Origin of the sequence: Actinoplanes sp. NPDC023714, from assembly GCF_040639855.1 — a bacterium.
Lineage (GTDB): Bacteria > Actinomycetota > Actinomycetes > Mycobacteriales > Micromonosporaceae > Actinoplanes.
Genome location: NZ_JBFAAR010000003.1, coordinates 48561 through 62463, shown reverse-complemented (window position 1 = coordinate 62463; position 13903 = coordinate 48561). Strand labels below are relative to the sequence as shown.

Genomic DNA, 13903 nt, shown 5'->3' with positions numbered 1-13903 from the left:
CCCAGTCGGCAACCGGGGCGCACCTGCTGAGAGACCAACGGGTCCGACAATCCGGAAATTTCCGAAATGTCGGACCCGACGAATCACTCCCGCCGACGGATACCGACCGCGGCCACCAGCGCCCCGACCAGGCAGATCACTCCGGCCACCGACGCGGCGAGGTGCACCCCGTCGATGAAGGCCAGCCCCGCCCCCTCGGTCACTGCCGCCCGTACGGAATCGGTCATCTCGGCCGAGACCGGCGCGACTCCCATGGCCACCGCGTCCTTGGCCTCGGCGAGGCCATGCGCCATCGGCGCGGGAACGCCCGCCCCGGTGAGCGAATCCACGAGCGTCGAACCCACCCGGCTGCTGATCAGCGAGATCAGCACCGACGTGCCGAGCGCGCCGCCGATCTGGAGCATGGTCGCCTGCAGGCCACCGGCGACGCCGCCGTCCTTGACCGGCGCGTTGCCGACGATCGCCTCGGAGGACGCGGCCATCACCATGCCGACGCCGAGGCCGAGCCCGATGAAGGACGGCCACATCGCCGCGTACGACGAGTCGGTGTCGAGCAGCATCAGGCCGAACGACGCGGCGCCCTGCAGCAGCATGCCGAGCGGCATGGTGAACCGTGGGCCGAATCGGTCGGTGAGGGCGGCGCCGAGCGGCGACGCGACGACCGACGCGAGGCTCAGCGGCAGCGTCAGCACACCGGCCATGACGGGCGTGTAGCCGCGGACGTTCTGCAGGTAGAGCATGATGTAGAAGATCGAGCCGAGCAGCGTGAAGAAGTTGATCGCGGTGATCACGGCGCCGATGGTGAGCGCCGGGCTGCGGAAGAGCCGCATCGGGAGCAGCGGGTGCTCCTGCCGGGACTCGAACCAGCCGAAGATCACGAGGATCACCAGACCGAGAACGATCGTGCCGAGGGTAGCGCTGGAGCCCCAGCCCCAGGTCTCGCCCTTGACCACGCCGAAGACCAGCACGAGCAGGCCGGCGGCGAGCAGCAGCACGCCCGGGACGTCGAACCGGTGCTGCCCGGTCGAGTTCCTGCTCTCCGGCAGCACGGCCGCGCTGACCAGCAGCGCGATGACGCCGACCGGCGCGTTGATGTAGAAGACCGACTCCCAGTTCACGTGCTGCACGAGGAGCCCGCCGACGATCGGGCCGAGCGCTGTCGACACCGAGGAGACCATCGCCCAGATGCCGACGGCCATGCCGAACTTCTTCGGCGGGAACGTCGCCCGCAGGATGCCGAGCGTGTTCGGCATGAGCAGCGCGCCGAAGAAGCCCTGCGCCGCGCGGAAGGCGATGACGCCCTCGATCGAGCCGGCGAGGCCGATGGCGACGGACGCGACGGTGAAGCCGGCCACGCCGATGAGGTAGTAGCGGCGCCGTCCGAAACGGTCACCGAGCTTGCCGCCGAGGATCAGCGCGGCGGCCAGGGCGAGCAGGTAGGAGTTCGTGACCCACTGCAGTTCGGCGGTGCTGGCGCCCAGGTCACGGCCGATCTCCGGGTTGGCGATCGAGACGACGCTGCCGTCCAGGCCGACCATGAACAGGCCGAACGCCACAGCGATCAGAGACAGCCAGGGGTTGCCGCGTCGGCCTGCGGCCGGCGGCGAGTGGGCAGGGGTGGGTGCGGCTTGGATCTTTGCCGGCGGCATGGTGGTGCTCCATCTTTGGTGCGATTGATCAGTACGTCGAAAGCTCAGTGCGCATCGCGCCGCACCGAAGCCGACAGGGCGGCCAGCGCGGGCAGTGCGGCCCTGATCGCGGACTGCTGCTCGTCGGTGAGCTGTCCGAGACCGTTCAGCAGGTAGCCGGTGAAGAGGTCCTGCACCCGGTCGATACGCTCCCGCGCCTCCTCGGTGGTGTGCAGGCGCACCACCCGCCGGTCCCGTTCGTCGGGCTCGCGGCGCAGCAGATTCGCGGTGACCATGGCGGTGACCAGGGCGCTGGCGTTGTTGGGCCGCAGCTGGAGCTCGTCGGCGAGCTCGCGGACCGTGATGCCGGGGCGCTCCCGGACCTGCCAGAGCGCGACGATCTGCATCTCGGGCGGTTTGGGGTGGGCGAAATCGGACTGAAGGCGACGCTCGAGATTGCGGTGCAGCTGGTGGGCCAGGTGCATCAGCGCTACGGCGTCGTCCGTCATGGCTCCATTATTAGGTATGAGGGCATACCTATTTCCAGCTCATGCGGGACTCATCACGTTTCCTTACGCGAGCCCGCGCTTCGCGGTAGGGAGTGGCCGGCGTGATCCGCAGCCGGCTCAGGAACGGCGCGAACGGGTCGCCGAACGTGCGCGCCGCGGTGCTGAGCAGCAGCGCCGCCGCGACCATGCCGACCGCCGGCATGCCGATCAGCAGCGCGATCACCGAACCGGTCAGGCCGCCCCACACCATCACCCGCAGGCCGACGTCGGCGACCGGGATGCCGCTGGGCCGCTGCCGGGTCCAGATCGGCAGGAACGAGGCGACGAGCGCGAGCCCGGCCGCGCCGAGCACCGCCGCGACGGTCAGGAACGCCTGCGCCCAGTCGTAGTGACGGCCCACCGCGTACGCCCCGGAGAGCACGCAGCCGAAGAACACCTTGCCGAGCGCCCAGCGGCCGGCACGGACCAATACGTCGTCGGAGTTCGTCGCCATCGCGGGCTCCTGCCGAAGTCTGCGCTCAGACTATCGGGATCCCCCGGGGAAGCGGGACCGGAACGCGTCACGCATCTCCTCGCGGCGGTCCAGGATCGCGAACACCACCCGACTGAACGGCGTCTCCCGTAGCGCCGCCGCGAACGCGTCCGCCACCTCGCCCGGGTCGTTGCCGAAGACGCCGCAGCCCCACGCGCCCAGCACGATCTCGGTGTGCCCGAAGGCGGCCGCCACCCGCAGCACCCGCGCGGCCCGCCGCGCCAGCACGCCGGGGACCTGCGGCAGCAGCTCCGGCTGGTTGCGGACGATCATCGACCGGTTCGGGGCGGCCGCGGTGAGGAACGAGACCGGGTACGCCTCGGGCAGCAACCGCCCCCGGTCGTCCCGGAACACCGGAACCCGTGGCGCGTAGATGACCCGGTCGGTGTAGAGCAGGCTCCGCTCCGCCCGGTGATGGGCGTAGAACTCGCCGGCCTCGAGCAGGCACGGATACAGCGCCGAGCTGCGGGCCAGGCTCTCCTCCTGTGCCTGCGCGCCGTTGAGGAAGCCGCCACCGGGGTTGCGGGCCGACGCGAAGTTCAGGCATACCGGATCCGCGAGCCGGGCAGCGGCGGCCAATGTGGATTCACCGGTGACCTCGATCGCGGGCGACCCATCAACGGCCACCGGGGAGGGCAGTTCGTCGCCGGGCAGGATCAGCCGGGTGCCGCGCACGGCCCGCTCCACGCCGTCCGCGATGTCGGTGTCGCCGAGCCGCCCGCTCCGGATGACGGCGAGGGTCTCCTTAGCCATCCCCCGCAACCTCGCACTCATGCGGACGATGATGGCAGCCCGCACCCCAGAGATCACTTCATTTCCCTGCGTCGTCATGGCCGATACTGATCGCATGCTTCTGGTTGCGGTGGTGGAGATGGCGGAGGGCCGGGCCGAGGCCGGGCAGGAATATGAGGATCGGGTGCTTGCCATCCTCGACCGGCACGGCGGTGTCCTCGAGCGGCGCATGCGCGACGGGACGGGCGGCACCGAGGTGCACGTGATCCGGTTCGCGGGCCGGGAGGGCTACGACTCCTTCATGGTCGATCCGGATCGTCTCGCCCTGCGCACCGCGCTGGGCGACGCGGCCCCGGTCACGCGGGTCATCGAGGTCCGTGATCTCTGACGATCCTCAGGCGGCCAGCCGGAACAGTTCGGCGTGGATCTGGCGTGCCGGCACCCGCAACGCCTTCAGACTCGCCACCACCGCTTTCGTCAACGGCATCGGGCCGCACACGTACACATCCCGATTCACCACATCGGGCACGAGGGCGAACAGATTCTCCGGGCGGAACGGCTGATTGCTGCCGCCGGTCCGGCCGGTGATGACGTGCATCCGGGCGCCCCTCTCGCGCACCAGATTCCGCAGTTCGCCGAGGAGGACCGCGTCGGCGGCGCTGCGTACCCGATAGAGGACCACCACGTCGGAACCGATCGCCGGATCCTCGAGCAGCGACCGGATCGGTGTCACGCCGATACCGCCCGCGACCAGCAGGATTCCGGGGCGGGAGCGCTGCGCCAGCGTGAACGCGCCATACGGCCCCTCCGCGAACACCCTCGTTCCGATCGGCAGTTCACGCAGTCCGGCTGACGTCGTACCGATGGCCTTTGCGGTCAATCGCAGGGAACGCCCGTTGGGCGCGGCGGACAGCGAGAAGGGATTGACCTGCCACCACGACTGGTGGCGCGGGAATCGCCAGAGGAAGAACTGCCCGGCCGACGCCCGGAGCCGTTCCAGGTCGCGGCCGGTCACGTGCACGGAGACGACGTCGTCGGATTCCGGGACGACGGCGGCGACGCGCAACCGGTGCCGCGCATTGCGGATCAGCGGCAGGAACAGCCGGCCGGTGAGCAGCGAACCGAGAGCGAACGCCCACAGACCCCACCAGTAGATCTGCGTATACAGATTGATTCTGAAGGCGGTCCCCTCGTAGATCTGATGCACCACACCGAGCGCCACGACGACGTAGAGCAGCAGGTGCACGGCATGCCACGCCTCATAGGAGAGCCGGCGGCGCGCGGCCCGGATCGACAGCGCCACCACCAGCACGATCAGCCCCACGGCGATCAACCCGAGGAGCACCGGCGTCTGGCGCGAAAGCGACAGGAACGTCGTGAGGACCGGCACCCGGTCGTATTGTGCGAATCCGAGGATGACGAACGTCGGGTGCAGGATCGCGAGCCAGAACAGGGTGAAACCGGTCCATCGGTGCCATGTCGTCAGCCGGTCCATGCCGATCCCCCGGTCGAGGATCGGCAGGCGCGCGACGAGCAGCAGCTGCATCGCCATGACGAACGCGAGGGTGAGGCCGAGCATCCGGCCGATCGAGCCGAGCGTGTTGTGCGCAGGCGGCCCGGCCAGCACGAACATGCTCAGCACGACGGCCAGGTTGACGAGCAGGAACGCCCAGATCACGACGTGCGCGATCCGGGCGGGGTGGCGGACGGCGACTACCTGCGGATGGGTCACGGCGATCATCCCGGTCTCCCCTGCTGGTCTTCTTCTCTACAGGGTGTACCGCAGCCGTCACTCTCAGGTTCAACCCCCGCCCGCCACCGGCTCACTGCAAAAGGAAACGCTCATCAGTGGCAAGATCAACCAGCTTTTGTACGGGGATGGGCACGTCCCGCAGCGAGGGAAGGCTCGGATCGGCCGACCGCGCCTCGGCCACGAAAACCACCGTCCCGTCCTCGTGCCGGAACGCCGCCCACTGGTCGAGACGCTCCTCCGAACTCGACTTGACGACACCGACCCGCTCACCGCCCGTCGTGGACACCTCGCACACGCCGCCCATCCCCCAGAACGACCGCGCCAGCTCACAGGGATCGCCGGGCAACCCGTCACCGGGCCGGCGCACCTCGACCAGAATCCGTCCCGTGCCGCCCCCCTTCGCGACGAACGCGTAGGCGGAGTAGCCGGTGCCGCGCTCCTCGACGGCCGCCTGGTGATACCGCGACGGCATCCCTTCCGGCGTCGTCATCTCCGGCGCCGTATACCCCTCCGGCACGATCGCGAGCACCTCGTCGAGCAGCCTCTTCCCCTTCACGTAGTGGGTTCCGCTGTCGTACGTCGCATCCCCGCTCGCCTCGGCCGGCCACGACGGCTTGGTGTCATCCGGATCCGGCGTCTCGACCGGAGCGGACGGCGCCATCACCGGCTGCCCGTCTCCCGCGGCCGTCATCGGCGGCTCCCCCAGGGCGTCCCGCAGTGGCACGGTGGCGAAGGCCACCGCCGCGAGCGCCACGGCCGCTCCCGCCCCGGCCAGCGCATTCCGGCGCCGCGCGGACCGGCGGGCGGCGGCGAGCGCGGACGCCGAGGTCATCGGCGGCGGCGCCGGGTTCCGGGCGATCGTCGTACGCATCGCCGCTCGCACATCGTCCTCGTCCACGATTCCTCGCGGATCATCCTCGTTCACGACTCCTCCTCTCAGCGGGCGTCGACGGGCTGGGTGATCAGGGCACGAAGGGTCTCCAGGCCACGGGCGGCCTGGCTCTTCACGGTCCCGGCGGTGCAGCCGAGCGCCGCCGCGGTCTCCTCGACGCTCAGGTCCTGCCAGTAGCGCAGCACCAGCACGGCACGCTGCCGGGCCGGCACCCGGGCCAGCGCGGCGAGCAGCACGACCCGGTCGTCCGAGGGCACCGGCGCGGCGGCCACCTCGGGCTGCCGGTCGTGTGGCCGCTCGCGCCGCCACCACCCCCACCGTCCCTCGTCGATGAAGGACCGGATCAGCACCTTCCGCAGGTACGGGTCCAGGGTGTCGTGCCGCTGCACCCGGTTCCACCGCAGGTAGAGCTTCGTGAACGCGACCTGCACCAGGTCCTCGGCACGATGCCAGTCCCCGCAGAGCAGGAAGGCCGTCGAGCGCATCGCCGCCGACCGGGCCGCGAAGTATTCCGCGAACGCCTCGTCGCGGTCGCCCATGTCATCCCCCATCCCGTCAGTTCGCGCTAATCACGAGGCGAGCGTGGTGGGAGGTTGCACGGTCTATTGAGGCGCTTTCAGGTCGTCGAGGGCTTTCGTGGCGCCACGGTGCAGCGGCACCGGCCCGGTCTGCCGCGCCGTCTCCAGGCTGATCTCCTCGGCCGCCGCGTTCGCCTGCTCCAGCTGTGTCTTCCGCTCGAACAGCGTCTTCGTCAGGACACACGCGACATCCGGGTCGAGGTCCTGGCGCACCAGCAGGAAGTTCGGCACCACGATCGTCTTCACGTCCGCCGGCGTCTTGTAGGTGGCGGCCGGGATCACGCCCTCCTGGTACACCTCGTTGATCTTCTGCATCTCCGGGAGCAGCGGCGTGATGTCGAGGAACTCCACCTTGTCGGCCGACGTCGTCAGCAGGTCGGTGATGCCGGGCGTCGGCAGCCCACCGGACCAGAACAGCGCGTCGATGGTGCCGTCCTTCATCCCGTCGACGGTCTTCGTGAGGTCCAGCTTCTGCGCGCTCACGTCGGTCTCCGGATTCAACCCGGCCGCGGTCAGTGCGCGCTGCGCGATCACCTCGGTACCCGACTTCGGCGAACCGGTGGAGACCCGCTTGCCCTTCATCCCGGCCACGTCGGTGATCCCGGCGCCCTTCCGCACGATCACCTGCGTGTAGTTCGTGTGGATCCGGGCCAGCGCCGCCACCGGCTGCGGTCCGCTGAAGCTCCCGCTGCCCCCGGCCGCGTCCGCCGCGGTGTCGGCGAGCGAGAACGCGACGTCATAGGTGCCCGCCACGAGCTGCTGGATGTTCTGCACCGACGCACCGGTCTCCGACGCGGTGGCCTGCAGGTTGCCGCCCGCCGCGTTGATCTGCTCGGCATAGGCGTTCCCGAGCGCGAAGTACACGCCGATCGCATTACCGGTGGCGATCCCGATCCGGGTCGGCTGCCCGACCTCGCACGTGACCTCCCCACCGGCGTCGGTGGTCGCACTGTCCTGCCGGCCACCACACGCCGCGGTGGCCGCCGCCAGGGTTCCGATCAGGGTGAGGGCAAGAGCACGCTTCATGCATTCCTCCGTGGCAACGTGTCAGAAGACTCAACGGACGCGGTAGCAGAAGTCCCGTCACGGCCGCTCCCGCCATCCCGCACGGCAGCATCCCGGCCACCGTCGCCGCCATCAGCGGCGCCACGGCCATGACCGGCATCGCCGTCGCCGTCGACGCGCCCCTTACCGGCGTCACGGTCGCGGCCGTTGCTGGCCTCGTGGCCGTTGCCGGCGTCGCGGTTCCGGTCGCGGCTGTTGTCGACATCGCGGCTCTCGGGCGACATTTCCGAAATGTCGGGCGAGGAAGCAGAGAGCGCGGACACGGAACCGGGCTCAGACACGGAAGCCGGCGCAGGCACGGGAGCCGATCGACGCGCCCGGCGGCCGAGGAGAGCCAGCAGCACCGCCAGGATCAGCGCCCCCACACCCACGCCCACGGCGATCGGCGCGAGATACAGCAGCAGCAGACCGGCCACCCCGCCGAGCACCCGGCTGACCACCCCGGCCGGCCCCACCCCGAACACCCACCCGCCGGTGGCTATCGCCAGACTCAGCACGGCCAGCCCGGCGACCACCGACGTCCACAGGATGTCCACGAGGGAGCCGCGCGCGAGGAGATGTTCGCCGTTGTCCGTCAGCACGAAGGCGATCGGCGCGAGGAAGGCGGGCAACGCGTATTTCAGGGCCTGCCACATGGTCGGGATCGCTCGGCCGCCGGTGATGGCGCTGGCCCCCACCGCCGCGAGCGCGGTGGGTGGGGTGACTTCGGAGAGCACCGAGTAGTAGAAGACGAACATGGCGGCGGCCGGCGCCGGCACGCCCAGCGCCAGCAGCGCCGGTCCGATGATCACCCAGCCGATGATGAAGCTGGCGGTGACCGGGACGGCCAGGCCGAGCAGGGCGAGGGCGAACGCCGCGAGCACCACGGTCAGGCCGAGCACCACGGCCGGGTTGTCGGTGACCGCCTGCGCCGCGCCGACCAGCAGCGACGCCAGCTGCGCGCCGAGCCCGGTCTTGGTCGTGGTGGCCGTGATGATGCCGGCGGCGGCGCAGACCGCGACGACCGGCAGCACGCTGCGTACCCCGGCCGAGAGGGCCTCGAAGGCCCGCCGCGGCGTCAGGAAGCAGCGCCGGTCCAGGAAGGAGAGCGCCGCCGCGAGGATCGTCGCGTAGACGACCGAGCGGGTCGCCGACTCGCCGAGCGCGAGCAGCACGACGATGAGCACGAGCGACGAGAAGTGGTAGCCGAACCGGGCGAGCAACCGCCACGCGCTCGCGCCGCCCACATCCAAGGGCCGCACCCCGAAGCGCCGAACGTCGATCTCGACGGCGAGCAGGATGCCGAGGTAGTAGAGGACCGTCGGGATCATCGCCCAGCCGAGGACGGTCAGGTAGGAGACGTTGAGGTATTCGGCGACGATGAACGCGGCCGCGCCGAGGGTGGGCGGTGACAGGATCGCGCCGACTCCGGCCGCGGCGAGCATCCCGCCGGCCTGTTCCCGCGGGTAGCCGGCCTTCTTGAGCATCGGCCAGGTGACCGCGCCGACGCTGACGGCCGTCGCCGTACCCGACCCTGAGACCGTGCCGAGCAGGAAGCCGGCGGCCACCGCGGTGCGCCCGGCCGCGCTGCGCGAGCGCCGGAAGGCGGCCACCGAGAGATCCACGAAGAAGCGGCTCGCGCCGGACAGATCGAGCACCGCGCCGTAGATCGTGAACAGCACGATGTAGGTGGCGGCCACGTCGAGCGGGGTCCCGTAGAATCCGCTCCCGGAGTTGTAGAGAGCGTCCACGATCTGGGCGAAATCGAGCCCCGCGTGCGCGACGGGCCAGTGTTGTGGCAGAAGACCGCCGTAATAGCCGTACCCGAGAAAGATCAGGCAAACGACGGGCAGTGCCCACCCGGTGGTCCGCCGGCAGGCCTCGATGACCAGGACGAGGAGCACGGCGCCGAAGGCGACGTCGACGGGTTCGAGCAGGCCCTGCCGATCGAGGAAGGCGTCGTATCCGCCGGCGAAAGGATTCACCGGATAGAGACACACGACAATGGCGAAAGCGGCCAGGAACAGGTCGGGCCAGGTGGGCCCGCTCTTCGGAGAAAAACCGCTTCGGTACGAAGGAAAACCGCTTCGGTACGCGAGGAAGACCAGTGGCAGCGTGCCGGACAAGAAGATGATCAGGTAGAACTGACTGCCCTGCGCGAGCGGGCGGAACACCTGCCAGAGGACGAGCAGGGCGACGGCGAAGGCGACTACCGCGACGAACGACGCGTAGCGCCCGGTGAGCACGCGGGCGGGGCGCTCCTCCTCGTCGTAAACGACCTCAAGAGATCGATCGTCGCCCATGGATCGGACACTACTACGTCCGGCTGATCTCGAACCTCCGCACCGCGCCGGTCAGCTCGTCGGCCATCCCGGCGAGCTCGTGCGCCGCCGACCGGGACCCCGCGAGCCCACTCGTGGTGGCCTGGGCCGCGTCCGCGACGTCGCTGATGTTGCGGGCGATCTCCTCGGCGCCGCCGGCCGCCTCGGTGACGCTGCGGCTGATCTCGGCGGCCGTCGCGGTCTGCTCCTCCACGGCCGAGGCGATCGTGGTCTGGTAGTCGCTGATCCGCACGATCACGTCGGAGATCCGCTCGATGGCGGTGACAGCGCTCGCGGTGTCCCCCTGGATCTCCTGCACCCGCTGGCTGATCGTCTCGGTCGCCTTCGCGGTCTCCTGCGCCAGCTCCTTCACCTCGCCGGCCACCACGGCGAACCCCTTGCCCAGCTCACCGGCGCGGGCCGCCTCGATCGTGGCGTTCAGCGCGAGCAGGTTCGTCTGCTCGGCGATCTGGTTGATCACCTTGACGATGTTGCCGATCTCGTTCGACGACTCCCCCAGCTTCGCCACGATGCCGCTGGTCTCGTGCGCCACCGACACCGCCTCGTTGGCGACGCCCGCCGCGTCCGAGGCGTTCGTGGCGATCTCCCGGATCGACACGCCCATCTCCTCGGCCGCCGCGCTCAGCGTGCCGACGTGCCGCGCCACGTCCTCGGCCGCCTGCTGGGCCGCGGCCGCGCGGTCGGACGCGGTCATCGCGCCACCGGCCAGGCTGTCGTTCACCGAGTTCAGGTTCCGGCTCGACTCGAGGACGGTCGCGGCGCTGCCGTTGATCACCCCGACCGCCTCGCGCATGCTGGTCGTCGCCCGCCGCAGCGCCTCGGCCATCTGCCCGACCTCGTCGTGGCTGCGCACGTCGGCGTCCCGGGTCAGGTCACCGGCCGCGACCGCCTGGAGCACGCTCGTCACCTTCCGGACCGGCCCGACCAGCGCCCGCACGGCGAGCAGCGCCACGCCGAGCCCGATCAGCAGCCCGAGCACGCCGATGACCAGCACCTGCGTGGTGACCGACCCCTTCGCGTCGGAGACCTCCTGGATCGAGGCGACCGCCTGCTCGGCGTGCTTCGCCTCCAGATCGGCGAACTGCTCGTCGATCGTGGTGAAGACGGTGGTGGCCTCGTTCCAGCCGCCCCAGAATCCCGGCAGGTTGCTCGCCGTCGCGGCCGGCAGCATCACGTCGTCGCGCAGCTGGAGGAACTTGTCGTAGTTGGCCCGCAGGTCCGTGTTGACCCCGGAGTCGGCGGCGAGCGGCGTGTAGTCGTCCCACGTCCCGGCGACCTTCTCGTCGAGGTCCGCCACCTGCGCGGTGATCTTCTGGCGGTACTCGGCGCCGGACATGAAGTAGTTCAGCGTGAACATCCGGGTGCGCAGCACGTCCTGATGGAGGCTGGCGAGAAGCTGGATGGGGGTGACCCCGTGGTCGTAGACGACCTTCGACTTCTGCTCGACGGACCGCAGCCCGCCCACGGCGATCCCGATCACCGCGGCACAGGCCACCGCGACCGCCACGACCGAGGTGAACACCTTGACGGCCATGGGCAGATCAGACAGACGCTGTCGCGGCGAGCGAGACATGCGGTCCCCTTTCCCTCTCCCCCCTTTCGGCACCTCCGGGCCGCCGCTGAGCCCCGGGAGGGAATCAGCGGCGGCGTCGCTCACGTCAGGCGATCCACCTGAGGGAGGGGTTCACGTTGCCGGACCAGTCGAAGGTGGCCATGTTGTCCCAGCCGTCGCCGGTGCCGTTGATGTTCGCCGGGTCCCAGCCGTTGCCCTTGACGGCGTACCAGGTGGGTTCCCAGTAGAAGACGCCGACGGCGCCGGCGTTGCGGGCGGTGTTCTGCACCCAGGCGAACTGCTGGGCCTGGCCCGCCCAGGTGGACGGGATGTTGTCGCAGAGAACGGTGCCGGGGATGGAGTTCTTCTCGGCGTCGGCGTCGGCCGACGTGAACTGGTAGGCGGTCTCCACGACCACCACCGGCTTGCCGTACCGGGTGCGCAGGTCGGTGATGACGTTGTAGAGGTTGGCGAGGGTGCCGTGCCACATGCAGTAGTAGGAGAGCGCGGTGATGTCCCAGGTGACACCGGCCGCCTTGATGCCGTCGTAGAACCAGCGGGCGTTCGTGAGGCTGTCCGAGTTCGCCGTGTGGATCATGACCTGGGTGGAGCCGTTGCAGGCCTTCGTGGCGTTGTAGCCCTGCTTCAGCAGCGAGGCCAGCGGCGCGAAGTCGCTGTTGGTCACCTGGCCACGCGGCCAGAGCATGCCGACGTTGATCTCGTTGCCGATCTGGACGCTGTCCGGCGTGGTGCCCTGCGCCTTGAGCGCGGTGCAGACGTCGTAGGTGTAGTTGTAGACGTCGGTCTGCAGCTGGCTGAGCGAGTGCGACTGCCAGGCCGCCGGCGGGTACTGCTTGCCCGGGTCGGCCCAGGTGTCCGAGTAGTGGAAGTCGATCAGCAGCTTCAGACCCTTCGCCTTGATCGCCTTGGCCTGCTGGAGGACCTTCGCCTTGTTGTTGTATCCGCTGGCCGGGTTGTTCCAGACGCGCAGCCGCATGTAGTTGGCGCCGGCGCCCTTGAGGATGTCGTAGGGGTCGGTCGCCGTGCCGTTCTTGTAATACTTCGCGCCGAGGTCGAGGCTGCGCTGCAGGCTGGACACGTCGGCGCCGAGCATGGTGAGCGAAGCTGCCTGCGCGGGGCTCGGGGTGACGGCGACCAGAACCGCCGCGACGAGGAGCGCTCGGAGGATGCGCATCACTTCACCCACCTGATGTACGGGTTGACGCGCCCGCCGTCGTCGAAGGTCGCCATGTTCTCCCAGGCGTTGCCCGAGTTCTCGATGTCCTCGGTGTCCCAGCCGTTGCCGTCGATCGCAGTCCAGGTCGGTTCCCAGTAGAAGACGCCGATCGCCCCGGCGTCGCGGGCGGTCCGCTGGACGGCGGCGAACTGCTGCGCCTGGCCCTTCTTCGTGGCCGGGATGCCGTCGCACGGTGCCGGCGACAGGACGATGTTCTCGAGGTGGTCGAAGTTCTCGGTGGTGTACGGGTACGCCGTCTCGGCGATCACGACCGGCTTCGCGTACCGGCTCTTGACGTCGCCGATCACCGTGGCCAGGTTGTCCAGGCTGCCGTGCCACATGCAGTAGTAGGAGAGCGCGGTGATGTCCCACTTCGCGCCGGCCGCGGTGATGCCGTCGTAGAACCAGTGCGCCGCGTCGAGGTTGCCGGCCAGCGCCGTGTGCACGAGGACCTTCGTCGAGCGGTTGCAGGCCTTCGTGGCGTCGTACCCGGCGTTGAGCAGTTGCGACACCGGACCGAAGTCGCTGTTCGCGATGTATCCGACCGGCCACAGCATGCCGACGTTTATCTCGTTGCCGACCTGGACGCTGTCCGGCACGGTGCCCTGGCGTTTCAGCGAGGAGCAGATTTCGTACGTGTAGTCGTAGACGTCCTCGGTGAGCCGCGCGAGGTCGTGGCCCTCCCACGCGGCCGGGGTGAACTGCTTGCCGGGGTCGGCCCAGGTGTCCGAGTAGTGGAAGTCGATCAGCAGTTTCAGACCCTTGGCCTTGATCGCCCGGGCCTGCTGAAGCACCTTCGCCTTGTTGCTGTAGCCGCTGGTCGGGTCGTTCCAGATGCGCAGCCGGGCGTAGTTGACGCCGGCCCGCTTGAGGATGTCGTAGGCGTTGTCGCGCCGGCCCCGGAAGTCGTAGAACTTCGCGCCGAGGTCGAGCGCGCGGGGAAGGGTGGAGACGTCGGCGCCGCGCATCGTGAGGGCTTCTTTGTCATGCGCGACGGCGGGGGCGGGGGTGAGGATCGCCGCGAGGACGGCGGCGATCGCGAGGACGGATCTCATGACACTCCTTTGTGGACAAAAGGGGTGTTTCACGGATGAGGCGGCCCCG

The 13903-nt window shown here is 69.6% G+C and carries 13 protein-coding genes; 1 reads left to right on the top strand and 12 read right to left on the bottom strand.

The annotated features are described in order from the left end of the window. Nucleotides 1-83 precede the first annotated feature (83 nt). From AB0G10_RS15565 to AB0G10_RS15550, 4 genes are all read right to left on the bottom strand, one after another. Complete coding sequence (locus AB0G10_RS15565; RefSeq protein ID WP_360920934.1) at nt 84-1556, bottom strand: MFS transporter; 1473 nt, start codon at nt 1554-1556, stop codon at nt 84-86. A gap of 137 nt (nt 1557-1693) precedes the next feature. Continuing rightward, nucleotides 1694-2137, bottom strand: a complete 444-nt coding sequence (locus tag AB0G10_RS15560; protein WP_360920931.1) for a MarR family transcriptional regulator — start codon at nt 2135-2137, stop codon at nt 1694-1696. A gap of 28 nt (nt 2138-2165) precedes the next feature. Continuing rightward, nucleotides 2166-2630 (bottom strand): hypothetical protein, encoded by a 465-nt coding sequence (locus tag AB0G10_RS15555; RefSeq protein ID WP_360920928.1) that lies wholly within the window; start codon nt 2628-2630, stop codon nt 2166-2168. Nucleotides 2631-2660: 30 nt separating this feature from the next. Then, nucleotides 2661-3422 carry a TIGR02452 family protein gene (locus tag AB0G10_RS15550; RefSeq protein WP_360920926.1) on the bottom strand — a complete coding sequence of 254 codons (762 nt, stop codon included), beginning with the start codon at nt 3420-3422 and terminating at the stop codon, nt 2661-2663. Between the two features lie 94 nt (nt 3423-3516). On the opposite strand from AB0G10_RS15550, the gene AB0G10_RS15545 reads away from it, so the two are divergent. After that, nucleotides 3517-3789, top strand: a complete 273-nt coding sequence (locus AB0G10_RS15545) for a hypothetical protein (protein WP_360920923.1) — start codon at nt 3517-3519, stop codon at nt 3787-3789. A 6-nt stretch (nt 3790-3795) separates the two neighbouring features. Here AB0G10_RS15545 and AB0G10_RS15540 read toward each other — a convergent pair whose 3' ends face one another. The 8 genes from AB0G10_RS15540 to AB0G10_RS15505 form a co-directional block, all read right to left on the bottom strand. Next, nucleotides 3796-5142 (bottom strand): ferredoxin reductase family protein, encoded by a 1347-nt coding sequence (locus tag AB0G10_RS15540; RefSeq protein ID WP_360920920.1) that lies wholly within the window; start codon nt 5140-5142, stop codon nt 3796-3798. Between the two features lie 82 nt (nt 5143-5224). After that, the gene (locus AB0G10_RS15535; protein WP_360920917.1) at nt 5225-6079 is read right to left on the bottom strand and encodes a hypothetical protein; all 855 of its coding nucleotides are present in this window, start codon (nt 6077-6079) and stop codon (nt 5225-5227) included. Between the two features lie 11 nt (nt 6080-6090). Continuing rightward, nucleotides 6091-6585 carry a SigE family RNA polymerase sigma factor gene (locus tag AB0G10_RS15530; RefSeq protein WP_360920914.1) on the bottom strand — a complete coding sequence of 165 codons (495 nt, stop codon included), beginning with the start codon at nt 6583-6585 and terminating at the stop codon, nt 6091-6093. A 63-nt stretch (nt 6586-6648) separates the two neighbouring features. Next, the gene (locus AB0G10_RS15525; protein WP_360920912.1) at nt 6649-7650 is read right to left on the bottom strand and encodes a TAXI family TRAP transporter solute-binding subunit; all 1002 of its coding nucleotides are present in this window, start codon (nt 7648-7650) and stop codon (nt 6649-6651) included. Next, nucleotides 7647-9971 (bottom strand): TRAP transporter fused permease subunit, encoded by a 2325-nt coding sequence (locus tag AB0G10_RS15520; protein WP_360920909.1) that lies wholly within the window; start codon nt 9969-9971, stop codon nt 7647-7649. Before AB0G10_RS15520 ends, AB0G10_RS15525 begins: the two co-directional genes overlap by 4 nt. 13 nt (nt 9972-9984) lie before the next feature. Continuing rightward, nucleotides 9985-11544 (bottom strand): methyl-accepting chemotaxis protein, encoded by a 1560-nt coding sequence (locus AB0G10_RS15515; RefSeq protein WP_360920906.1) that lies wholly within the window; start codon nt 11542-11544, stop codon nt 9985-9987. A 124-nt stretch (nt 11545-11668) separates the two neighbouring features. After that, a complete protein-coding gene (locus AB0G10_RS15510; protein WP_360920903.1) occupies nt 11669-12757 on the bottom strand; it encodes a glycosyl hydrolase 53 family protein in 1089 nt (362 codons plus the stop codon). After that, nucleotides 12757-13854: a glycosyl hydrolase 53 family protein gene (locus AB0G10_RS15505; protein WP_360920900.1), complete on the bottom strand. Its 1098-nt coding sequence runs from the start codon at nt 13852-13854 to the stop codon at nt 12757-12759. The genes AB0G10_RS15510 and AB0G10_RS15505 overlap by 1 nt, the downstream gene beginning before the upstream one ends. Nucleotides 13855-13903: the final 49 nt, after the last annotated feature.